Below are 23,860 nucleotides of genomic sequence, written 5' to 3'. Positions count from 1 at the left end.
TAAGTATAGCTTAAATTTACCATTTAATTTACAAAAAGTAACACATAAATAATAAATTTTATCTATTATTTAAATATTTACCTATAATGAAATAAATTTAAGTTATAATTCTATATTATTTTAAAATTTAAAGTTAAATTTAAGGAAAGAATATGAGTTTAAAACAAAAAGCTCTTGATTATCACATAGATGGCAAGATAGAAATCAATGTCAAAAAACCTTGTGTGAGTGCTGAAGATTTAAGTCTAGCATATAGCCCAGGAGTTGCTGAACCTTGTATGGAGATAAGTGCAAACAACGAATTAGCCTACAAATACACAAACAAAGGCAATCTAGTAGCCGTAATCACAGATAGCACGGCGGTTTTAGGCCTTGGTGATATCGGTGCTATCGCTGGAAAACCTGTTATGGAGGGCAAATCTGTTTTATTTAAAAAATTTGCCAATGTAGATGCCTTTGATATCGAACTTGATGAGAAAGACCCAGATAAGATAGTTGAAATTTGTAAAGCTCTAGCCCCAACTTTTGGTGGTATAAACTTAGAAGATATCGCCGCACCAAAATGCTTTTACATAGAGAAAAAACTTCAAGAAAGTGTAAATATCCCTGTAATGCACGATGATCAGCACGGCACAGCTATTATCACAACGGCGGGATTATTAAACGCTTTAGAGATTAATGGTAAAGATATTAGCAAAATTAAAGTCGTAGTAAGCGGTAGCGGAGCAGCCGGAATAGCATGTGCGAAAATGTATCAAAGTGTCGGGGTTAAAAATATAATTATGTGCGATAGCAAGGGAGTTATCCACTCAAAAAGGGATGATTTAACCGAGCAAAAAATGGAATTTGCCATAGATACAGATGATAGAACTTTGGGCGATGCTTTAAGGGGTGCTGATATGTTTTTAGGCCTTTCTAAAGCCAAACTTCTAACGCCTGATATGGTAAAAAGCATGGCAAATAATCCTATAATCTTCGCTCTAGCCAATCCAGAGCCAGAGATCAGACCAGAGATCGCTCATGAGATTAGAGATGATATCATCATAGGTACAGGCAGAAGCGACTATCCAAATCAGGTAAATAATGTCTTAGGATTTCCATTTATATTTCGTGGTGCGCTCGATGTAAGAGCGACAAAAATCACCGAAAATATGAAAATAGCCGCCGCACAAGCTCTAGCAAAATTAGCCAAAGAGAGCGTCCCTAGCGAGGTTTGCAAAGCTTATGGCGTAGATGAGATTAAATTTGGTAAAGATTATATAATCCCAAAACCATTTGACCCAAGAGTTCTTTTAGTAGTAGCTCCAGCTGTAGCAAAAGCAGCTGTAGAAGATGGAGTGGCACTGGTAAAAGAGTTTGATGAGAGTGCTTATGTGCAAAGGCTAAAAAATTTATTTTAACTTATAAATTTAGTGATAACTGCTTATACTCATGCGGTTATCACTATCAAAATTAAATTTCATTAATATTTTATATAAATTTTTTCTTAACTCAAATTTATTTAATACTAATTAAATCTTTTTATCGCCTTTATAATATCCAAAAATCTCGCTTGAGCCATCCTTTTTCATCAAAATTACAGGATATTTCTCCTCTATTCCTTGCTCCATCCCAGGGCTTCCCATAGGCATACCAGGGGCTGAAATTCCTATCACGCCATTAGGCTTATTTGCTAATAACCAATCCACAGCGCTACTAGGCACATGCCCTTCAATAGCGTAACCATCGATAAGCCCTGTGTGACAGCTTTGATACTCATCTTTGATATTTAATTTTTCTTTAATTTTTATAAAATCATCACTAGCATGAGAGCTGATTTTATAGCCATTTTTCTCCATATAACTTTCCCAAAGCCCACAACAACCACATGATGGCGACTTATAAACATGGATTAATCTCTCTTGAGCAAACAAAGGTAGAGCCAAAGCAAGAGCAAAAATATACTTTTTCACTATTTTTCCTTTTATATCTTTATAATAATACTTTTTTATAATAAACAGATACTAAAGCTATTTTAAACCCAAATTCTAAGCGGTTTTGGGTAAAATTTATCCTTATCGTCTATTAAATTTATATCATTTTGATTATTTGGCATAAATCTAGTGTAAATTTGATCTATGATTATGGTTTTACCATCGTTTGTTTGGAGTGCGAATTTGTTATTTGATAACTTTTTGATTATCTCCACGCCTAGATCTTTTAGGGATTTTATCTCGATTTGCCCTGTGATTTTATCTTGGATTTTAGCTGCGCTCACCACCAAATCTATATCTTGATTTAGCTCTATTTGAGTGGCGAATTTAGCATTTAAATTTAGCTCTATATCAAAAGCCTTACCGCTATCTTTATAAAGCTCATTTACGATTATCTCCCTTCCGCTGTTAAATTTAAGGGTAAATGTGCCATTTTTATTAATTCTTATAGCTGTTAATGCGTCTGTATCTTTAAGCATATTTGCGGTATTTGCTCTATCTTTTTCAAAGCTATCTTTGACTTTTTGTAGATTTTCTAAGGTGAAGTTAAGTCCGGTTATGGCTGTAAATTCGCTTTCTATCTTTAGCATTCTAGTTGATTTAAACTCTGGATTTTCTATCATCTCTCCAAATTCAGCCATAATCTCATCACTTGCCGTTTGCTTATAACTATCAAAAAAGCCATTCAATGCTTCAAATTCTGCCATATAATCTTCATATAAAGAGTTAAATTTAGAGTATTGTTCGTTTGCGTATGAATTTGTTTGGCTATTTGCCCCCAAATAACTTAGCTCTTCTAATCTATAACTCCCATCAACTCCTTGCTTAGCATAAGCTAAATTTGCTAGTTCTTGCAGTTTTGAAGCATCTATCCAGCCATCTTCATCGGCTAGTTTTGAGAGCTCTTTTATATCATTCTCATTCATACTTTCATATCTTACTTCAGGCTTAAAAATAGAGTATGGATTATAATCTTTTAGCGATTGTAATGAGTTTTCATAAGCTTCTATTGTTCCATAATTATCTTTTTGAGCTTCAAGTTTTTTCAAGGCATTGCTCTTGCTATCTATGAAATCTTTTAAATTTATACTATCAACTACTTCGCTAAGTTTTTTGATAATCTCATTTCCATCTTTATCATAAGCTCTTATTTTTAATTTATCAAAGTAGGTGTCATTTTTATCTACAAATCCATTTCCATCACTATCAAATCTAAAAAGCTGCGAATTTGAGCTAAAGCTTCCAACTCCTAATCTATCATTATCTCCAGCTAAATCTAAAAATAGCTCCGCTTTACCAAATTTAGTATTAATTAAATTTGAGTTTGCGTAGGAGTTTAGGTAGTAGGAGTTTGGAATTAAGGGGTTTTGGTTTGAGTAGTTATCAGCCTTATAATTCCCAGCATTTGGACTAAATTTATTTGCGTAGCTGTAGTTTAAACGCACATCATTTCCAAAAGAATACATAGAATATTCATGTCTGCTTGTTACGCCTAAAATATTTTGTGTTTGCTCTATTATCATATCATCAATCATTATTTTAAATATCTGCTTTTCATCTATAACCTGTGTGTTTAAGTCTAAATTTCCTTCTTTAAATAAAAGATAATTTAAGGTACTTGAGTTTAACTTAGACGTTAAATTTTTATAAGTTTCTTCATCTACAACATAATGAAGTGTGGTTTTAAAGTAAGAAATATAATCTTTATTATCTAATTTAATTAATGATTTTTGGGCATCGTGTGGTACAAGAAAAGTTGGCATATCACCATAAAAATATGAAGCTTGATTAGGGTCTCTTTGCATTTTTATTGCTTGATTTGGATTATATTCAAATACATTGCTAACATTTTGCATAAATGAAAAATTTGATTGGTTAGAAGTTATATTTAAATTTATAGATGAATTTATTTTCATTATATTTCCTTAACTTTAAGATTATAAAGCCTTATATAAATTACATAAGGCTTACAAGATTAATATGCCCTAATATCAGCAACTATAAGTTTGCCATTATTAAAATAAAAGATAAAATTATCTGCTGAAAAAAGAGCAGAAACTAAAAAAATAGTTGCTAAAGCAAACTTTTTCATAAAATCTCTTTTTATTTGAAATATAATCCATAAATCGGCGATAAGAAAAATAACTTAATATATTTTGATTTATTTTACACTCTTTAAATAATGTTATAGTTTCAAACTATACACTCGTTTAAACCCAAATTCTAAGCGGTTTTGGGTAAAATTTATCCTTATCATCTATTAAATTTATATCATTTTGATTATTTGGCATAAATCTAGTGTAAATTTGATCTATGATTATGGTTTTACCATCTTTTGTTTGGAGTGCGAATTTGTTATTTGATAGCTTTTTGATTATCTCCACGCCTAGATCTTTTAGGGATTTTATCTCGATTTGCCCTGTGATTTTATCTTGGATTTTAGCTGCGCTCACCACCAAATCTATATCTTGATTTAGCTCTATTTGAGTGGCGAATTTAGCATTTAAATTTAGCTCTATATCAAAAGCCTTACCGCTATCTTTATAAAGCTCATTTACGATTATCTCCCTTCCGCTGTTAAATTTAAGGGTAAATGTGCCATTTTTATTAATTCTTATAGCTGTTAATGCGTCTGTATCTTTAAGCATATTTGCGGTATTTGCTCTATCTTTTTCAAAGCTATCTTTGACTTTTTGTAGATTTTCTAAGGTGAAGTTAAGTCCGGTCGCAGAGCTAAATTCACGCTCTATAGATAGCATAACGCTAGATTTTACATTTTGATACTTTGCCTTTGTTTCATCATCAAATTTATTTATATAATCATCTCTATTTTTAAGCTCGCTCATATAATCATTATATAAATTCATAAATCTCGTGTATTGTTGATTTTGATAAGAGTTTTTATCGCTATCTCGCCAAGAAACTTTTTTAGTAATTGGGTCATATTCATTTTTAGCACCGAAATTTGTCGTATAGCCTTCAATCCAGCTAGATAACTCTTCTAATCTATAACTCCCATCAACTCCTTGCTTAGCATAAGCAATCCCAAGTAATCCTAAATCAAAAGTTCCTAATTTTAAATTTATATCTATCCAGCCATCTTCATCGGCTAGTTTTGAGAGCTCTTTTATATCATTCTCATTCATACTTTCATATCTTACTTCAGGCTTAAAAATAGAGTATGGATTATAATCTTTTAGCGATTGTAATGAGTTTTCATAAGCTTCTATTGTTCCATAATTATCTTTTTGAGCTTCAAGTTTTTTCAAGGCATTGCTCTTGCTATCTATGAAATCTTTTAAATTTATACTATCAACTACTTCGCTAAGTTTTTTGATAATCTCATTTCCATCTTTATCATAAGCTCTTATTTTTAATTTATCAAAGTAGGTGTCATTTTTATCTACAAATCCATTTCCATCACTATCAAATCTAAAAAGCTGCGAATTTGAGCTAAAGCTTCCAACTCCTAATCTATCATTATCTCCAGCTAAATCTAAAAATAGCTCCGCTTTACCAAATTTAGTATTAATTAAATTTGAGTTTGCGTAGGAATTTAGGTAGTACTCTTGCGGGATTTTGCCATATTGATAATAATTATTATGAAAAAAATATCCACTATCAAATGTTGGATACTCAAAATCCTCTATGGTAATAGTATGTTCTCTTACTTCTGATATACCTCTTATATCTGACGCACCAAATGTTGAATTATAAAAAGCACCACCTAAAATACTCTTTGTTTGTCTAGCGATAAATTCATCTAATGCTTCTTCTTTGGTTTGTGTTGTTGTTCCATATTTTTGGACTATATTTATGTCTCCGTAAGATCCTGCATAATAATCATAATACTCTATTTTTCTACCAAATCTATCAGTGTTTTCATCTTGTTTTATTTGCTCTGTTTGAGCGAAATTTAGCTCTATTTTTGGCAATTTTTGATTAATTTGAATTTGAAATGTATTTGATGATAGCAAGCTAATATTCATTTTAAACCTTTCTTGCGTTGAGCTTTAGGCGAATTAATCGCCCAAAGTTAATTAATATGCCCTAATATCAGCAACTATAAGTTTGTCATTATTAAAATAAAAGATAAAATTATCTGCTGAAAAAAAGAGCAGAAACTAAAAAAATAGTTGCTAAAGCAAACTTTTTCATAAAATCTCTTTTTATTTGAAATATAATCCATAAATCGGCGATAAGAAAAATAGCTTAATATATTTTGATTATTTTAGATATAATCCCTTGCGCTAAGGCTCAAAAATTAAGCAAATTTGGGGTATAATCCATATATTTAATCCAAATTTTAAGCCATAAAGGCTATAAATCTCAGCCCTTAAAGACGCTGAAGATAACACACTAATAAAGGGTTTAAATATGCTATTTGGCAAGATTGATTATCTAAATTTGCTTCCATTTCATGTATTTTTAAAGCGCTACCCACTAAGCAATCAAACTAAAAAATCTATTGAATTCAAAAAAGGCACCCCAGCAAAATTATGCGAAGATCTAAGCAAAAGGCGAATCGATGCCGCCATCATCTCAAGCATAGAGAGTAGAAATCCAAAATACACAAAACTAAATTTAGGAATATGCGCCAAAGGTGCGGTAAAATCAGTCTTAGTGCGTAAAAATAGCCCCAAAAAACTAGACCCCGCATCTAAGAGTTCAAATATGCTTGGTAAAATTTTGTCGCTTAATGGAGAGATAATAATAGGAGATGAAGCATTAAGACAATATATAAAAGATGGTGGGGATAAATTTTATGATATGGGTGAAATTTGGTATCAAAAAACGGGGCTACCTTTTGTTTTTGGACTATTTTGCTGTAATAAAAATCAAAATTTGTATAAAAAAATTATTAATCAATTCTTAAAGCAAAAAATAAAGATACCAAAATACATACTCAATGAATATTCAAAAAGTAGAAATATCCATCCAAATATGATTTTATGGTATCTAGAGCATATTAGCTATGGTATCAAAAACAGGGAAAAATTAGCCCTAAAAAAATTTATTTCACTATCAAAAAAGCATAATTTTCACCCATAAAGTGAGTAAATTTGTAACAATATAACCAAAAATTATCCTAAATTTTTCTATATTAAGATTAAATTTAAGAAAAATTAAATATAATCCAACTACAAACATTTTCACAATAGGAGTTACAATGTCAGTACATGAGTATATCAACCAAACACTTGAAAATATCAAAAAGTCAAGTCCAGGTCAAACAACATTTTTACAAGCCACTACAGAGGTTTTACATACTTTAGAACCACTTTTAGAAAAAGAGAAAAAGTATCTAGATCACAAAATCATAGATCGTATTGTAATGCCTGAAAGAACTACGATGTTTAGAGTGACTTATATGAATGACAAAAACGAACCTTGTTCACACTTCGGATATCGTGTAGAATTTAACTCTGCTCTTGGACCATATAAAGGTGGTTTGAGATTTCACCCATCAGTATGCCTTGATATCATCAAATTTTTAGGCTTTGAGCAAATCTTTAAAAACTCACTCACAGGCCTTAATATGGGCGGCGGTAAAGGCGGCGCAAATTTCGATCCAAAAGGCAAAAGCGATGGCGAGATTATGAGATTTTGTCAAGCTTTTATGAATGAATTATACAAATTAATCGGCGATGTAAAAGATGTCCCAGCTGGCGATATCGGTGTTGGTGGTCGTGAAATTGGCTATATGTTTGGTCAATATAAAAAACTAACAAATCGCTTTGATGGTGCTTTGACTGGTAAAGGACTAGACTGGGGTGGTAGCTTAGTAAGGGTAGAAGCTACTGGTTATGGCTCAGTATATTTCGCTCAAGAGATGCTTAAAAAACAAAATAGCAGCCTAGAAGGCAAAAAATGCTCAATAAGCGGTGCTGGCAATGTGGCTATATATACAGCTCAAAAACTATATCAACTTGGCGCACTTCCTATAACAGTTAGTGATTCAACAGGATTTATCTATGATAGTGAAGGTATCGATGTAGAGCTATTAAAACGCATTAAAGAAGTTGAGAGAAAAGGCCTTAGCGAATACGCAGCGGCTAAACCTAGTGCGAAATTCACTCCTGTTAGCGAGTATAAAGCTGGTACAAATGGAATTTGGAGCGTTCCATGTGATGCTGCATTCCCAAGTGCTACACAAAATGAGCTAAATTTAGAAGATATCAAAACTCTTTATAATAATGGTTGTAGATTAGTTTGTGAAGGTGCAAATATGCCTAGCACACTTGAGGCTATTGACTTTATGCTTAGCAAAAAAGATTTCTTATTTGGTCCTGCTAAGGCTGCAAATGCTGGTGGCGTGGCAACTAGCGGATTAGAAATGGCACAAAACGCAAGTATGCAAAAATGGACTTTCGATGAAGTAGATAGCAAACTTCACCGCATTATGACAAATATCTTTGAAGCTAGTTATGAAACTTCTGTTGAATTTGGCGTACCGGGCAACCTTGTTCTAGGAGCAAATATCGCAGGATTTAGAAAAGTCGCTGATGCGATGATCGATCAAGGATATGTATAACAACTCTAGCCGACAATGCGTCGGCTGAGCCATTATGGGATTCAAAATTAAAAATCAAATAACCGAAGAAATTCAATCATCTAAAATCTGAATTTAAATAACAGAATTTTATTAACCTAAAATCACTTAATCTAAAAAATTGATTTGAATTTAATAATCTGAAATTTATCAACCAAATTTTGGTTAATCTAAATTTGCTTAGTCCAAAAAATTAAATAATCTAAATCTAAAAATTTAAACAATCACTCCACTACTCTTCTAGCAATCGTAGGGCTAAGCTTAACTAAAATATCATAATTAATAGTATCAAAAAACTCCGCCCAAATATCAGCATTATCAAATACGCAAATTCTCTCACCCATATCTATAGAGCTAAAGCTATCCATAGACATCTTGCCTAAAATTGGCTCGCCATTAGCTAAATATAACTCGCCTTTGCCATTATAACGAAGCAACCCATCTCCATAGCCAAGGTCATATGTAGCAATATTCATATCTTCTTTAGCCGTAAATACGCCACCATAGCCCACGCTTTGACCAGCTTTTAATACTCTAGAGCTTACACGATTTGCATATAGCTTTAAAACTTTTTTTAATCCTAAGCTCTCATCAAATCCAGAATATCCAAATTGCGCCATCCCAGCACGAACATACTCATCGCCTACATCGCTAGCTCTTTCTATTGCTGCAGAGTTATGAGAATGAAATATAAGCTCTTTATTAAATAGCTCTCTTATCATAATTTTAGCTAGCTCAAAATTATCTTTTTGCACGAAGTAATCTGCCCCATGCTCATCGCTAGCTCTAAAGTGAGTAAAAGCACCCTTTAGATCTAAATTTCGTCTTTTAATAATCTCTATAGCACTTTTAATCTGACTTACATCTATACCGTTTCTATGCATTAAAGTATCAATAGCAAGATGAATTTGAGTACCAGGCCTAATAATCTCTAAAGCCCTAATATCATTAATAGCATAAATAAACTCACCGCTCTCATTGCCATTTGGCAGATGAGAAAGCACTATAATACTCTTAAATAATCCAGCTAGTTCTCTAGCTTCTATCTCGCTTTTTACGCAGGTTATCTCTATACCAAACTCTTTTGCAATTTTCCCCATTAAAAGCGCCCCATGCCCATAAGCATTATCTTTTAATACAGAAATTATTCGTTTTTTAGAGCCTACTTTTTTAGCAATTTGAGTAAGATTATGCTCATAAGCACTCTTAGAAAGTAAGATCTCAGACATTAAAGCTCAAATCAAATTTTTTATAAATATGTGGCAACATCTTTCTTACTGCATAATCATATGCGTAAAACTCTTTATATAGTGCTTTTAAACTTGGCTCATTACAAGCATCAAAGTCAAAAGCCGTGCTATTACCCTTTTTAGGCACACTCGCATCCAAAACTTCAAAAAATCTACCCCTTGCAGCTAAAAACTCTTCTATTTGCTTTTTAACTAACTCTTTATCATCGCTCATTTTTACTCCTCTATTAATATTTTCATCTTATTATTTTCTACAGCCACATATAGCACCTTTTGCCCATCAAAATTATATGTATCAGCTCTATATCTCTCATCAAAGCTCACACGATAAATATTTTTACTATCAGTACTAGGATATGGTACGATTGTAAAGTTTTTAAATTCAATTATCTTGCTTTCATTCTTACTAAATACTCTTTTTTTCATCGCCGAGAATTCGCTTAATTTCATTCCATCAAAACGGCGAAAATCACTACTATAAAAGCTTAAATATCTATCCAAATCGCTTATCGTCCAAGCATTTTTCCACGCAAAAAGTCCAGCAAAAATCACTGCAATATCTGAAGTTAAAGCTTGCGGATAGCCTTTTTCACTAATTATTACAATGGATTTATTATTTTTTACGACATCTTCAAAGGCTATTAACAGATCATTTTTCATCGCCACACAACCTCTAGTTTCTACTTCGTTTTCTCTTACATCGCCCTCCATCGGATAACCGTGAATCCAAATCCCGCTACCGGTTCTGCTACGCATCTTATCGTATAAATTTGGATATGAAAGACTAAAGGCAACTGGCCCATAATATGTTGTTGGTGGGGTAAATCTGCGAGTAATCTCATATGCGCCTACAGGTGTTTTTAGATCACCCTCGGCTAGTTTTTCGCCCATTAATCCAGTGATTATCTCATTGCTTTTTAGCACCTTAATATTACCATTTTCATATCTATTTATTGAAATTTGCTTTGCAGTTTTATCCACTGCAATAATAAGTCTATCGCTATTACTATAGTAGCCGTATGTCAAGTTCATATCTTTTAAATTATTATTCCAGTATTCTGGATTTTGAAGATTTTTTTCTATCTTTTTTTGCACTGCTGTGATACCACCTTGAAGGTATAAGTCTTCTAATTCACCAGCAATCATACAAGCTGAAATTAGTAGCAAAATAAGCTTTTTCACTCTGTTTTTCCTTGAATTTTATAAATTTTTAAATTCCAAAATTATATCAAAATCGGTTGAAAATTAATTTAAATTCCTGTATAATTTGGCCTATTTAAATTTTTATATAAGGATATTGTAATGTTCAAATATTTCTCTTTAGCAGCTATAACTATGCTTACTTTACAAGCTGAAGTTTTATTAGTTGACCCATATGCCAAAGCAACTCCACCAAATGCTAAAAACAGCGCTGCATTTATGAAAATTCAAAATACAAGCAATAGCGATGTTGAATTAATTTCAGCTAATAGTAATATAAGTAAAGTAACTGAACTTCACACTCACATAGAAGAAAATGGTATGAAAAAAATGATACAAATTCCAAGTATCAAAATCCCAGCTAATTCATCAGTTGAACTAAAACCAGGTGGACTTCATATAATGTTTTTAGGTATTCAAAATCAAATCAATGAAAATAGCAATATAGATTTAAATTTAACCTTTAGCAATGGCAAAACTTATGAACTAAACCAAATTCCGGTTAAAAAAGTAATTCCAGCTAAGATGCATTAATATTAGGAGATAGCAGTGTTTAACAATAAAAATATTTTGATAACTGGTGGAACTGGTAGTTTTGGTAAAAAATATACCAAAATATTGCTAGAAAATTATACACCAAACAAAATAATAATCTACTCACGAGATGAATTAAAACAATATGAAATGGCACAGGAGTTTTCAAGCTCATCAATGCGATATTTTATCGGTGACGTGCGTGATGAAAATAGACTAAACACTGCTATGAATGGTGTAGATTTTGTTATCCATGCTGCTGCTATGAAGCACGTACCAATCGCAGAATATAATCCAATGGAGTGTATTAAAACCAATATTCATGGCGCTCAAAATGTAATTAATGCTAGTTTAAAAAATAGAGTAGAAAAGGTAATTGCTCTAAGTACTGATAAAGCGTGCAATCCTGTAAATTTATACGGTGCTACTAAACTTGCAAGTGATAAACTCTTTATAGCAGCCAATAATATCGCAGGCACAAGCCCAACTAGGTTTAGTGTCGTCAGATATGGTAATGTTGTAGGCTCAAGAGGTTCGGTGGTACCGCTATTTAAAAAACTCATAGAAAATGGTGCTAAAGAGCTACCAATCACAGATGAGAGAATGACTAGATTTTGGATTACACTTGAAGATGGGGTCAAATTTGTTCTTAAAAACTTTGCTAGAATGCAAGGTGGTGAGCTATTTATCCCTAAGATTCCATCTATGAAAATTATTGATTTAGCTGCGACTCTAGCGCCAAATTTACCTATTAAAATCATTGGAATTCGTCCAGGCGAGAAACTTCATGAAATAATGATAAGTGCTGATGATACTATGCACAGCTTGGAATTTGATGATCATTATGTAATTGGGCCATCTATTAAATTTTATGATAAAGAGGCTAATTTTGCTATTAATAGGCTTGGAGAAAAAGGTCGTGCCGTAAGTAGCAATTTTGAATACCGTTCAGATAATAATACTCAGTGGCTCGATAAAGCTTGGTTAGAGACAATGATGAAGAGGATTTAATCACCCTCTTTTACAAAACTCCACTACAAAAAATACCACAGTAGCTACTGCGATAATTGCTGCTCCGCTTGTTAGATCCAAATAGTAGCTAAGTATCAACCCACAAAATATAAATATAGCTGATAAAATCGCAGATAAAACCATCATTATGGCCAAATTTGGACTAAATTTCTCAGCAATATATGGTGGAATACTAAGCAAAGCAATTACTAAAATAAGCCCTACAACCCTAATAGTGCTAACTACACAAAGTGCGATTAATGCACTCATTAAATAGTATAAAAAGTTAACATTTACTCCACGAAGCTTAGCAAACTCACTATCAAAGCAAAAAGCACAAATTTGAGTGTAAAAAAGCAAAGCAAAAGCTATAAAAATAGCATCCAAAATACCCATAAATATCAGATCTTCTGTGCTTACAGCTAAAATCGAACCAAATAGATAGCTCATCAAATCAGCATTATACCCAGGGCTAAGATCAACAAAAATAATCCCAACAGCCATTCCAAACGCCCAGATAGCACCAATTACGCTATCTATTCGATCACGATTTTGTCCACTAATAAATGCGATAAGTAGTCCAATTGCTACTGCAAACCCAGCCGCTCCAAGAAGTGGAGATGCGCCTAAAAAAAAGGCTATTCCAATCCCGCCATACGCCCCATGTGCCACACCACCAGCGATAAAAGTCATCTTATTTATCACAATAAGTGAACCAATCACACCACACGCTATACTAACTAAAATCCCAGCAATTAAAGCATTTTGCATAAAGCTAAAGCTTAAAATCTCCACTACTACTCCTTATGTGAAGCACAACCACAACTATTAAGCGCTAGTTCAACATCGCAAAAATGTGTATGACTCTTACTAAGATGATTTATAAACTCTCTATTATCCAAATTTGAAATATCATGAAGCACCACACTACCACTATTTACATAGGCGACTTTAGTAGCAAAATTCATAGCCATATTTATATCATGACTTATGGCAATTACTCCTACATTTGATTGGTTTATCTCTTTTAATACAGAATAAATTTGAGCTTGGCCTTGCGTATCGATACTAGCCGTTGGCTCATCTAGCATTAAGATCCTAGCCCCGCTTACTAATGCCCTAGCAATATAAACCCTTTGTCTTTGACCGCCACTAAGTGCGCCAATTCCCCTGGTGCTAAAATCTTGCATACCTACCATCTTAAGAGCTTGCATAGCCATATTTTTATCTGCTTTTGAATAGAACTTAAATAGCCCGCTACGCAGTCTTCCCATCAGTACAACTTCTAAAACACTCATTGGAAAGGTTTTATTAACTGGAATATACTGCGGAACATAGCCAATTAGTTCTTTTGCTAATTTTGGCGGCTTAGAATCTATACTAATTTTACCAGATTGTGGCTCTAATATTCCAAGCATTAGCTTTAAAAGTGTACTTTTGCCTCCGCCATTTGGTCCAATAATTGCTAAAAAATCTCTACTATGGTAGCTAAAATTTAAATTTTTAAAAATATTACCATCATCATAGCCAAAGCTTAAATTTGTAATCTCAATATTCATAGCGAACTTTTAAAAATATCAGCAATTGTATACATATTTTCAAGCCAATTTTTTGATAAATGATTGATTTCTATTAACTTTGCGCCAGTTTGTTCTGCGATTAATTTAGCTGATTTTTGACTAAACTCAGGCGAGATGAAAATCACCTTGATATTTTCACTCTTTGCCATTTTAATAAGCTTTGCAAGGGCAGCAGGCTTTGGCTCTTTGCCACCTGATTCTATAGCGATTTGAGTTAGATTATAACGCTTAGCAAAATATCCCCACGAAGGGTGAAAAACCATAAATTTTCTATTTTTTAAATCTTTTAAACTATCTTTTATATAACTATCTAATTTATCAATTTCTTGATTAAATTTATCCAAATTTTGGCTATAGAGTTCGCTATTTTGTGGATATTTTTGACTTAAAGCATTAGCAATTATTTTAGATTGTTCCTTTACCATTATAGGGTCAAGCCAAATATGGGTATCAAATTCATGCTTATGTTCTTCATGTTTATGATCGCCATGTTCGTGGTGATCATCATGAGTGATTTTATCATATTTTGGTGTTTTGCCTTGAGTTTTTATAACTTTTAAATTTGGAAATGCCTTGCTAAATTTAGGCAACCAAACATCCTCATATTCTATTCCAACTGCAAAGAAAAGATTACTATTTTCAAGCTTTTTCATATCGCTAGCTCGAGGCTCAAATGAGTGCGGATCGGCAAATTCTTGAACAATCGTATTAACCTCAACACTACTAGCACCAATTTGTTCAACAAAAAACGCCGTTGGCAAAATACTTGCACTAACTACCGGCTTAGCCCAAATCACTCCAACCAAAAATGCCAAAATCAAGCTAAATCTAACCATATTTTCTCCATAAAATTAAGTGTAAAATTAAGTGTAAAATTATATCTGATTTGACTTAAATTTATTTAAAGCAAAAATTGATAAAATTTAGCAAACAATCCTAAGGTAGTTATATGCGTGAAATTTGGAATAAAAAGTCCAAAACATATCCTAAATTTAGCCCCATTATGCGCCCATTTGAGGCGGAATTTTTCGCTTTTTTGGATGAGTGCGGGGTTAGCTTTGCTGATAAAAGCGTAATTGATATAGGCGCTGGAACTGGCGTATATAGCTTACATTTAGCCAAAATGAGCAAAAGCGTTTTGGCCTTAGATATCAGTGATTCTATGCTTGAGATTTTAAGCTTAAGCGCCAAAGAACACAATATAACCAACATACAAACCGCAAATAACCAAATAAACGATATCAAAGATCGCAAATTTGATATAGCATTTTTGACTATGTCGCCCGCACTTAGGAGCAATGAGGATTTTGAGATATTTTATAACCTTGCTAATACGCATATATATATGAATTGGCTAAAACCAAGAAAATCCGACCTTTTAGAGCTTTTTATGGATACCGATACAAGAGCCGATATGGCCGCACCTGTAGCACGATTAGAGGCCTTTTTAAACTCTAAAAATATTAAATTTCAATCAAAAGAGATAAACGAAAATAGAAGCGTTACAAAAAATATAGATGAAATGGTAGAAAATTTGGCTTGGCATTTAGAAATCAGCGGACAAAACTACACAAAAGATGAGATAAAAAACAAGATAATAAACCTAGCAAAAGGTGATGAGATCAGTGAGAGTATCGCCACTTGCGTGAAAGTTATGATATTTTGAAAGCAAATATTTTAAAAACTAATATTATAAGAATTGTATTGATATTTTTTGTCTTGGTATGCCTTTATTTTATCATATCAACTGGGCAAATTTTATTAAAAACAAATGAGCGATTATATGATTTTGCTGAATTAAAGCGCTTAAATGAGGAATTGTATCTGCAAATTGACCTCCAAAATATCCATACGACAATTGAAAATACCGAAAATAGTATTAATGAAATCAACACTTTAATGGATAAAATCAGCTCAAATTTTGTTATTACAAAACTATTTTATAATGTTGAACATGTTGAACTTTTAGACACATTAAAAAGCAGATTAAAAACCAGAAATGATATCATTAGAAATTATTATATAATCCGTCAAGATATCTCTAAAAGTCTATTTGAGCTAAACAAAGAACTACCAAATACTATAGATTTTAAACAAATGGCACAAGCTTATGCTTTGTTAATCAACTCAAGATTTATATCTGATTTTAATAGAGATGAGTTTGATAGGTATCTAACCAAGCTAATTAACGAGCCAAGGGAGCAGTTTGATTATGAATTTTTAATCAAAATTCAGCATGTAAATGATAACTTAATCACTATTCCAAACCTTAAAATCCAAAACAAAGCACTAAAAATTGAAAGCAAAATTGACCAACTCCTAAATCACTCAATAGAGCATTTTAACTCTGCTTTATATGCGCTTATTACATGTTCAGCATTTTTACTAGTTGTAGCATTTTTAGCTTTGACTAAAAATGGGATTTTAAGCAATCAAAATCGCAGTAATAAAGCTAAGCTAAAGCAGCTTGCCTATCTTATTGATAGCAACCCAAATCAAATAATAATCTTAGACAAATTTGGAAGAATATCAAGTGTAAATAATTCATTTATAAATTCAAGCAGTTTTAGCCAAGAAGATATTATAAATCAAGAGCTAAGTGCATTAAATATGAATATGCAAGGAACTGATATATTTGATGAAATTTGCCAAAGCAAAGATGTTAAAACATATAACGAATTTGTGAGCAAATCAAAAGATGGAATTCTTATCTACGAAAATATAGTTGCGATACCAATGTTAGATGAATTTAATGATATTAGTGGAGCTATAATCCTAAAACGTGATATCACAAAAGAGAGATTAACTAGTAAGGAATTAAACTTTAAAAACGCTCAACTACAAGAGAGTTCAAATATTGATAATCTCACAGGATTAAGAAATTTAACCTCACTCAATGATGCTATCAAAGCCAACCAAAATGGCACACTAATTTATCTAATGATTACAGATTTTGTAAATTTAAGATTTTTTTACCGCTCAGATTTAATTGATTTAATATTTGTAGCAATTGCCAACTCTATCAAACTAGCTATTAGCACTTATAAAATCGACGCTATGGCATATAGAATGCAACTTGATGAGTTTTGTATCTGGTATAAAGGCGATAATATCAAAAAAGATATAAAATATCTTTTAGAATATTTCAAATCCAAAAATATCACCATTCAGACTGAGGGCGGATTTGAGATTTTACCAAATATTTCTATTACCATTGGTATTAGCTCAAATGAAGATAAGCCAAATTTAAATAGACTAACTCAAGCTATTTTAGCTGCTCAAGATGCTAAGGATAAAGATTTAAGTTTTAGCTTTTATAATCACGATAACCCAATAGAGAAAAACTATCAAAAAAACGCCACCATTACACGACTAATTCAATACGCCTTAAATGAAAATAGAGTAATTGTCGAGTGTCAAGGAATATTTGATATTAGAGAAAATAAACCAAAAATTAGCTCATATGAGATTTTAATTCGTATTTTAGATCAACAAAATCAAATTCACTATCCAAATGAGTTTTTAAGTGTGGCCAAGCTAACATCGCTATATCTAGCACTTACCAAGCAAGTTATCAATCGTGCTTTTGAACTTTTAGAGAGATTTGGGGATAAAAAGAGATTTTCTATCAATCTCTCAAGTGTAGATATGATGAATGAACCAGTCAAAAATTTATTTATTCAAAAGCTAGATAGCTGTTCTAATCCACAAAATCTTACCATTGAGATTTTAGAGAGTGAAGGGGTTGATGATTATGATGCTATAAACCCAATTATTCAAGAGATTAAAAATTATGGCTGTAAACTTAGTCTTGATGACTTTGGTAGTGGGTATTCTAACTACTATAGAATGCTTGAATTAAATATAGATTATATCAAAATAGATGGCTCCATCATATCTAAATTACCATTTGACAAAAATGCTCAAAGCGTGGTAATGACGATTGTAGATTTTGCTAAGCGTCAAGGATATGAAACCGTGGCTGAGTTTGTCTCTACTCCACAAATTTTAGAGATTATCAAAAATCTAGGCATAGACTATGCACAAGGCTATCTATTAGCTAGGCCGGTATTGCCAAATAATATAGAATAATAGGAGCAAATTTGCATCACAATATAATAAACGGCGCAGTTAAATTCATGGAAGAAAACTTCATAGAGCACAAAGAGCTATTTGAACATCTAAGCAAAAAACAAGCGCCACACACGCTATTTATCGGTTGTTCTGATTCTAGAGTTGTCCCAAATTTGATTACCAATACCCTGCCAGGTGAGCTATTTGTCGTGCGAAATATCGCAAATATAGTCCCGCATTATAGATTAGTAGATGAATTTCTAGCTACAACGGCTGCTATTGAGTATGCGATACATACTCTAGGGATTAAAAATATCATAGTTTGCGGACATAGCAACTGCGGTGGCTGCGAAGCGCTATATCAAAGCGATGATAAGCTAGCTAATACACCAATTGTCAAAAAGTGGCTTATGATAATTGAAGATATCAAAACTGAAGTTTTAAAAGACAAGAATATAACACCAGCCAAAAGAGCTTGGGTAACTGAAAGGCTAAATATCATTAACTCACTTCAAAATATCATGACCTTCCCAGGCGTGATAGACAAGCTCAAAGCCAAAGAGCTAAGACTATATGGTTGGCACTACATTATAGAAACAGGAGAATTATACAACTATGATGACACTACAAAAAGCTTTAAATTATTAGAAAAGAGCATCAACTATGAAGAAATTTACTCTCAAATTTTTACTGATTTTTAATCTATTTTGTAATATCTTATTATCAAATGAGCTAATTAGCGTAAGTGATAAAATCATATCGCTAAATTCTCAATTAACCATAATAAAAGAGCAAAATGCTAGCATTAATGATGAGATATCCATTCTACAAAAAGAAAAAGATAGCCTTATCAAGAGCCTACCAGCACTCATAACTAGCAGTAGTGACTTCAATCAAACACAGATAAACTCATACATAAAAGTACTAAATAAAGAGCTTGCAAAATATAAGCCTAGCTCTAATCACTATATCAAAACTCAAATAAATTTAGCATCTATAAATTTAGACAAAATTTACTACCTAACTCTGTCTCAAATTTCAATAGCCTTCAAAGACTACGACCAAACTCCAGATGAAGCCTTGATAGATGCTATAACTCAAATTCAAATCTCAAACTACCAAGAGATAAAAGCCCTAAGCCAAGACCAAACTCAAATTTATAAAGATGATATAGACGCCTTAGAGCTAAAAAGGCAAACTTATAGCGAAATTCTCAACTATTTAAAGGATAATTCTGAACTATTTGATAGCAATTTTGTACTAACTAGCCTAAATTTACAAAGCGTAATTGACAAGATAAACTCATCTCTAAACCTCAACTCAAATTCTATAAATATCGGCAAAATAGCGATTATAATCTTAGTTTGTATATTTTTTATCTTAATACCAAGACTAACTTCACTTTTGCTTTATAGGATATTTATCACCATCTTATCACGTTATCAAAACACGCAAAATCAATTTAAAGAGCAGTTTGTAGCTGCTATAAGGCTACCGGTATTTACATTTTTTATTATTTATGCTTTGAATTTGTCTTTGATAATTGCCTATTATCCCTCCACCATAAATATAGAGATGAAAAACTACTTCGATATCGCTTATAGCGTGGTTATAGCGTGGTTTGTGATAGGTGCCCTTGATGGATATGGCATAATGCTATTATCTAAAATCGCTCAAAAATCAGGCCGAAAAGAGGTGATAAATCTCATAATCAAAGTGCTATATTTCATCGTTATTCTCATTACAATTTTGGTAATTTTAAGCAAAATTGGCTTTGATATCAGCACCATTATCGCCTCCCTTGGTATTGGTGGATTAGCCGTAGCATTAGCAACAAAGGATATTATAGCCAACTTTTTTGCCTCGATTTTACTGCTTTTTGATAGCTCATTTAGTCAAGGGGATTGGATAGTTTGTGCTGGGATAGAAGGCACCGTAGTAGAAGTCGGACTTAGAAAAACCACTATTAGGACTTTTGATAATGCCTTGGTATTTGTACCAAATTCAAAAATTATGAGCGAAAGTATCAAAAACTGGAATCGCCGCAAAGTCGGTCGTCAAATCAAAATGCAAGTCGGCCTAAGCTACACTACAAGCAAAGAGAGTATCCAAAACTGCATAAATGATATAAAACAGATGCTTTTAAATCACCCCGGCATCGCTAAAAGCGGTATAGATAGTGCTCTAAATAGCAATGACGCACGGATAAAATATCGCCAAAGTATGGTTTCAGTCGATGACCTAGATGGATATAAGAGCAATCTTTTTGTAGTACTTGATGAGTTTGGCGATAACTCTATAAATATTTTGATATATTGCTTTAGCAAAAGCGTGATTTGGGGCGAGTATCTAGCTACCAAAGAGGATGTAATGCTAAAAATAATGGAGATAGTAGAGCGATATGATGATGCGAGTTTTGCTTTCCCTAGCAGAAGTCTATATATAGAATCCATCCCAAAAATTCAAATTTATAAAGGAGAAAAAAGTGTCTAAAATATATGATGATGACCTAAATGAAGATCTAGATTATGATGAGTATGATGACTACGATGATGGCTACAAAGATAGCCATCGTAGCTACAACTATGATGAAAACGACTATTCATATGATAATGAAGACGAAGAAGATAGCTATGATATGGAGTAAATATAGTTAAATTTGTTAGTTCTAACTGCTGCTTTTATCTCTTGCAATATTAGTAAAACTTATTTTCTTTAGTGGCAATTTGTTATCACTAAAGAAAATAATAAAACTATTTTATCAATTTTGAAATAGCCTTAAAGCTTGAGTGTTCAGCACTTTTAAGTAATTCAAATGCTACCATTTCAAGTGGTTTTACACTTATATTTTTTAAATTTGCATATGCAAGGGATTTATTTTTTGGATCTCTAGAACTAATACACTCATCAATTAGCGTAACATTATGGCCATTTTTTATTAAATCCAAAGCTGTTTGATATACACAAATATGTGCTTCAATGCCAATTATATAGATATTATTTACCATTGTTAATTGATCTTTTATAGCATTATAAGCGCTAAATTCCATCTTTTGAAATTTTTCATCTATAAAACAATCTAAACTATCTATAGTATTTCCAAGTCCTTTTGGATATTGCTCAGTTGCAATGATTTTTATTCCAAGCTCTTTAGCAATTTGTAAAAACTTTAACGAATTTGCTACTAACTCTTCTGCGTCACTCATCGCTGAAGTTAATCTCTCTTGAATATCTATAACCAAAACTAAACTCATAAAATTCTCCTACAAATCAATATCAATCCCAACTGGAGCGTGATCACTACCCTCGATATCACTTAATATAAAAGCATCTTTTAATCTATCTTTTAACCCTTGCGAGACAAAAAAATAATCAATCCTCCAGCCGACATTTTTAGCACGTGCATTAAATTTATAACTCCACCACGAATACGCATCTTTTACATCGCCATTTATAAACCTAAAACTATCTATAAATCCAGCTTTTATAACCCTATCTATCCACGCTCTCTCAACTGGTAAAAATCCACTAGTTTTAGCATTTGCCTTTGGATTTTTTAGATCAATTTCTTTATGAGCGGTATTTACATCACCGCAAAATATCACCCCTTTACCATCACTAACCAAACTATTGATATAAGCTAGAAATTTATCATAAAAATCCATCTTATACCCTAGTCTCTCATCACCTTGCTGACCATTTGGGAAATATATATTAAAAAGATGGATATTATCAAATCTATGCTCCAAAACTCTACCCTCATCATCATCAAAAAACTGCGATTTTAGATTTTGTGTTTTTAAATTTGATAAGCTCATCACACCCGAATACCCCGCTCTTTTAGCTGAATTTACAGATATATTCTCAAATCCTAGATTATAAATTTCGGCTGGTATCTTATCCTCGCTTGCCTTTATCTCCTGTAAAGCCAAAAAATCTGGCCTATACTCACCAAGCCACGAAAATCCATCTTTATTTACAACAGCCCTAAGCCCATTGACATTCCACGAAATCAATCTCAAATTTAATCCTTTTTTAATCTCATTATAATTCAAATTTTAAAATATTTTTTAAAATTTACAATCATTAACCATATTTTTATCATTAAATTACTAATTAACTATATAATCTATCTTTTTTAATTTAATTCAAAGGAAATTATATTGAGCTCAAACAAATTTATTCTATATTTTGCCCTATTTATCACAGCATTAAATTATAAATTTTTTGCCTTTGGGTTTGAAAATTTAAATTTCTCTGAAAATATCTCTACTTTATTAACCTTACCGATACTATTTTACTCGTTAATAGTATTTGTATTTGGCTTAATATTTTTGCCCTATATCACAAAGGCTTTAGCAATATTTGTAACCATCGTTGGCGTTGTTGGGGCCTATTTTATGAATGCCTACTCGGTAATCATAGATAACGAAATGATAAGAAACGCCCTTCAAACAGACGCCAAAGAGGTTCAAGATCTATTAAATTTAAATATGATATTTTGGATATTTTTAGCCATTGTGGCTGTATTTTTGATAATAAAAGTCAAAATAACCAAAACCAATATCTCAACAGCCTTAAAAAATCGCACCATACTCATAATCTCTTCATTAGTGATTTTTGGCTCTCTTTTTGGTATTTTAAGCAAAGATTATATCCCATTTTTTAGAAATTACAATCAAATAAGATTTTACACAACCCCATTTTATCCACTATACTCAAGCTACAAATATATAAAATCCCTATCGCCAAAGGCCGAATTTAATCCTATTGGCCTTGATGCCAAACAGACAAAAGAGACAAAAAAGCTATTTGTCTTTGTAGCTGGTGAAACTGCTAGGGCAGCCAACTACTCACTAAATGGATATGATAAATATGATACAAATCCATACTCAAAAGAAAATGGCCTTTTAAGCTTTTCTAAATTTAGCTCATGCGGGACCTCAACTGCTATAAGCTTGCCTTGTATGTTTTCAAATTTAAATAGAGATAATTTCTCCGTTGATATAGCCCAAAATAGCGGAAATTTACTAGATGTCTTAGAGACTGCTGGGATAAAAGTAAGCTGGATAGGAAATAACTCTGGATATTGCAAAGGTGTCTGCGCTCGCTTAAAAGATACCAAAAATTTTGGCGGCGATAGCTATGATGGCGTTATGCTTGAAGAGATACAAAATAGAATTCAAAATGCCAAAGAGAGTAGCTTTATAGTAATCCATCTCCAAGGTAGCCACGGACCTACATATTTCAAAAGATATCCAAAAGAATTTGCTAAATTCAGCCCGACTTGCGATACCGCTACGCTTAAAAACTGCACCTATGAAGAGATAGTAAATACCTATGATAACACAATTTTATACACAGATTATATAGTCAATCAAATAGTAGATATGCTAGAACAAAGCGATATGCAAACCGGATTATTCTATGTTAGCGACCATGGCGAGAGCCTTGGAGAAAATGGCATTTACCTTCATGGCGCCCCATATTTCTTAGCACCAGATTTTCAAACCAAAGTCCCAGCACTGCTATGGCTAAAAGATCAAAATCAGCTAGAAAATTTAAAAATATTAAAAGATAATAGCTTTTCACATGATAATATTTTTCACACTATGCTAGGATTTTTTGCTATCCAAACAAGCGTCTATAATCCAAACTTAGATATAATGTATAAAAAAGATTAAT

The 23,860-nt window shown here is 32.4% G+C and carries 22 protein-coding genes; 11 read left to right on the top strand and 11 right to left on the bottom strand.

The window, feature by feature from the left end; all coding sequences use genetic code 11:
- Positions 1-152: 152 nt before the first annotated feature.
- Positions 153-1,400, top strand: a complete 1,248-nt coding sequence (locus CIGN_RS01370; RefSeq protein ID WP_086252239.1) for a malic enzyme-like NAD(P)-binding protein — start codon at positions 153-155, stop codon at positions 1,398-1,400.
- A gap of 111 nt (positions 1,401-1,511) precedes the next feature.
- On the opposite strand, the gene CIGN_RS01365 is transcribed toward CIGN_RS01370, so the two are convergent.
- From CIGN_RS01365 to CIGN_RS01355, 3 genes are all read right to left on the bottom strand, one after another.
- A complete protein-coding gene (locus tag CIGN_RS01365) occupies positions 1,512-1,952 on the bottom strand; it encodes a DUF411 domain-containing protein (protein ID WP_434780848.1) in 441 nt (146 codons plus the stop codon).
- Between the two features lie 62 nt (positions 1,953-2,014).
- Entirely contained in the window at positions 2,015-3,889 is a 1,875-nt protein-coding gene (locus tag CIGN_RS01360) for a hypothetical protein (RefSeq protein WP_086302032.1), read from the bottom strand.
- Positions 3,890-4,183: 294 nt separating this feature from the next.
- Positions 4,184-5,962, bottom strand: coding sequence for a hypothetical protein (locus CIGN_RS01355; RefSeq protein WP_086302031.1), 1,779 nt, complete (start codon positions 5,960-5,962; stop codon positions 4,184-4,186).
- Between the two features lie 388 nt (positions 5,963-6,350).
- Here CIGN_RS01355 and CIGN_RS01350 point away from each other — a divergent pair, with 388 nt between their 5' ends.
- Together CIGN_RS01350 and gdhA are read left to right on the top strand one after the other, a co-directional pair.
- Positions 6,351-7,025, top strand: coding sequence for an MqnA/MqnD/SBP family protein (locus CIGN_RS01350; RefSeq protein WP_086302030.1), 675 nt, complete (start codon positions 6,351-6,353; stop codon positions 7,023-7,025).
- A 118-nt stretch (positions 7,026-7,143) separates the two neighbouring features.
- Positions 7,144-8,508: an NADP-specific glutamate dehydrogenase gene (gene gdhA / locus CIGN_RS01345; RefSeq protein ID WP_086302029.1), complete on the top strand. Its 1,365-nt coding sequence runs from the start codon at positions 7,144-7,146 to the stop codon at positions 8,506-8,508.
- Positions 8,509-8,750: 242 nt separating this feature from the next.
- On the opposite strand, the gene CIGN_RS01340 is transcribed toward gdhA, so the two are convergent.
- From CIGN_RS01340 to CIGN_RS01330, 3 genes are read right to left on the bottom strand one after another with little or no spacing between them, the layout of a single operon-like run.
- Positions 8,751-9,755 (bottom strand): alanine racemase, encoded by a 1,005-nt coding sequence (locus CIGN_RS01340; RefSeq protein WP_086302028.1) that lies wholly within the window; start codon positions 9,753-9,755, stop codon positions 8,751-8,753.
- The gene (cmeU, locus tag CIGN_RS01335) at positions 9,748-9,990 is read right to left on the bottom strand and encodes a CmeU family protein (protein WP_086225325.1); all 243 of its coding nucleotides are present in this window, start codon (positions 9,988-9,990) and stop codon (positions 9,748-9,750) included. Before cmeU ends, CIGN_RS01340 begins: the two co-directional genes overlap by 8 nt.
- Before the next feature lie 2 nt (positions 9,991-9,992).
- Positions 9,993-10,958: a L,D-transpeptidase family protein gene (locus tag CIGN_RS01330; RefSeq protein ID WP_086234899.1), complete on the bottom strand. Its 966-nt coding sequence runs from the start codon at positions 10,956-10,958 to the stop codon at positions 9,993-9,995.
- Positions 10,959-11,078: 120 nt separating this feature from the next.
- On the opposite strand from CIGN_RS01330, the gene CIGN_RS01325 reads away from it, so the two are divergent.
- Together CIGN_RS01325 and pseB are read left to right on the top strand one after the other, a co-directional pair.
- Entirely contained in the window at positions 11,079-11,510 is a 432-nt protein-coding gene (locus CIGN_RS01325; protein WP_086225323.1) for a copper chaperone PCu(A)C, read from the top strand.
- Between the two features lie 15 nt (positions 11,511-11,525).
- Positions 11,526-12,521 (top strand): UDP-N-acetylglucosamine 4,6-dehydratase (inverting), encoded by a 996-nt coding sequence (gene pseB / locus CIGN_RS01320; protein WP_086302027.1) that lies wholly within the window; start codon positions 11,526-11,528, stop codon positions 12,519-12,521.
- Here pseB and CIGN_RS01315 read toward each other — a convergent pair whose 3' ends face one another.
- The 3 genes from CIGN_RS01315 to CIGN_RS01305 are packed head-to-tail and all read right to left on the bottom strand — an operon-like array spanning position 12,522 to position 14,937.
- Positions 12,522-13,292 (bottom strand): metal ABC transporter permease, encoded by a 771-nt coding sequence (locus tag CIGN_RS01315; protein WP_086303192.1) that lies wholly within the window; start codon positions 13,290-13,292, stop codon positions 12,522-12,524.
- A gap of 26 nt (positions 13,293-13,318) precedes the next feature.
- Positions 13,319-14,080, bottom strand: coding sequence for a metal ABC transporter ATP-binding protein (locus CIGN_RS01310; RefSeq protein WP_086228315.1), 762 nt, complete (start codon positions 14,078-14,080; stop codon positions 13,319-13,321).
- Positions 14,077-14,937: a metal ABC transporter solute-binding protein, Zn/Mn family gene (locus CIGN_RS01305; RefSeq protein WP_086302026.1), complete on the bottom strand. Its 861-nt coding sequence runs from the start codon at positions 14,935-14,937 to the stop codon at positions 14,077-14,079. The genes CIGN_RS01310 and CIGN_RS01305 overlap by 4 nt, the downstream gene beginning before the upstream one ends.
- 113 nt (positions 14,938-15,050) lie before the next feature.
- Between CIGN_RS01305 and CIGN_RS01300 the strand changes: the two genes are divergently transcribed.
- From CIGN_RS01300 to CIGN_RS08160, 5 genes are read left to right on the top strand one after another with little or no spacing between them, the layout of a single operon-like run.
- A complete protein-coding gene (locus tag CIGN_RS01300; protein WP_086302025.1) occupies positions 15,051-15,767 on the top strand; it encodes a class I SAM-dependent methyltransferase in 717 nt (238 codons plus the stop codon).
- Positions 15,764-18,193, top strand: a complete 2,430-nt coding sequence (locus tag CIGN_RS01295) for a sensor domain-containing phosphodiesterase (RefSeq protein ID WP_187692244.1) — start codon at positions 15,764-15,766, stop codon at positions 18,191-18,193. Before CIGN_RS01300 ends, CIGN_RS01295 begins: the two co-directional genes overlap by 4 nt.
- Positions 18,194-18,240: 47 nt before the next feature.
- Entirely contained in the window at positions 18,241-18,876 is a 636-nt protein-coding gene (locus CIGN_RS01290) for a carbonic anhydrase (RefSeq protein ID WP_086251228.1), read from the top strand.
- A complete protein-coding gene (locus CIGN_RS01285; RefSeq protein ID WP_086302024.1) occupies positions 18,839-20,668 on the top strand; it encodes a mechanosensitive ion channel family protein in 1,830 nt (609 codons plus the stop codon). Before CIGN_RS01290 ends, CIGN_RS01285 begins: the two co-directional genes overlap by 38 nt.
- Positions 20,661-20,822, top strand: a complete 162-nt coding sequence (locus CIGN_RS08160; protein ID WP_179187760.1) for a hypothetical protein — start codon at positions 20,661-20,663, stop codon at positions 20,820-20,822. The genes CIGN_RS01285 and CIGN_RS08160 overlap by 8 nt, the downstream gene beginning before the upstream one ends.
- Positions 20,823-20,928: 106 nt before the next feature.
- Here the strand turns inward: CIGN_RS08160 and CIGN_RS01280 are convergent, their stop codons facing one another.
- Positions 20,929-21,429, bottom strand: a complete 501-nt coding sequence (locus tag CIGN_RS01280; RefSeq protein ID WP_086302023.1) for an isochorismatase family protein — start codon at positions 21,427-21,429, stop codon at positions 20,929-20,931.
- A 9-nt stretch (positions 21,430-21,438) separates the two neighbouring features.
- Positions 21,439-22,197, bottom strand: a complete 759-nt coding sequence (locus CIGN_RS01275) for an exodeoxyribonuclease III (RefSeq protein WP_086302022.1) — start codon at positions 22,195-22,197, stop codon at positions 21,439-21,441.
- Between the two features lie 141 nt (positions 22,198-22,338).
- Between CIGN_RS01275 and CIGN_RS01270 the strand changes: the two genes are divergently transcribed.
- Entirely contained in the window at positions 22,339-23,859 is a 1,521-nt protein-coding gene (locus CIGN_RS01270) for a phosphoethanolamine transferase (RefSeq protein WP_181892511.1), read from the top strand.
- Position 23,860: the final 1 nt, after the last annotated feature.

The sequence above is a fragment of the Campylobacter devanensis genome (assembly GCF_002139915.1).
Taxonomy (GTDB): domain Bacteria; phylum Campylobacterota; class Campylobacteria; order Campylobacterales; family Campylobacteraceae; genus Campylobacter; species Campylobacter devanensis.
Note: the sequence above shows the minus strand (reverse complement) of the source record. Positions and strands in the feature narration are given on the sequence as shown.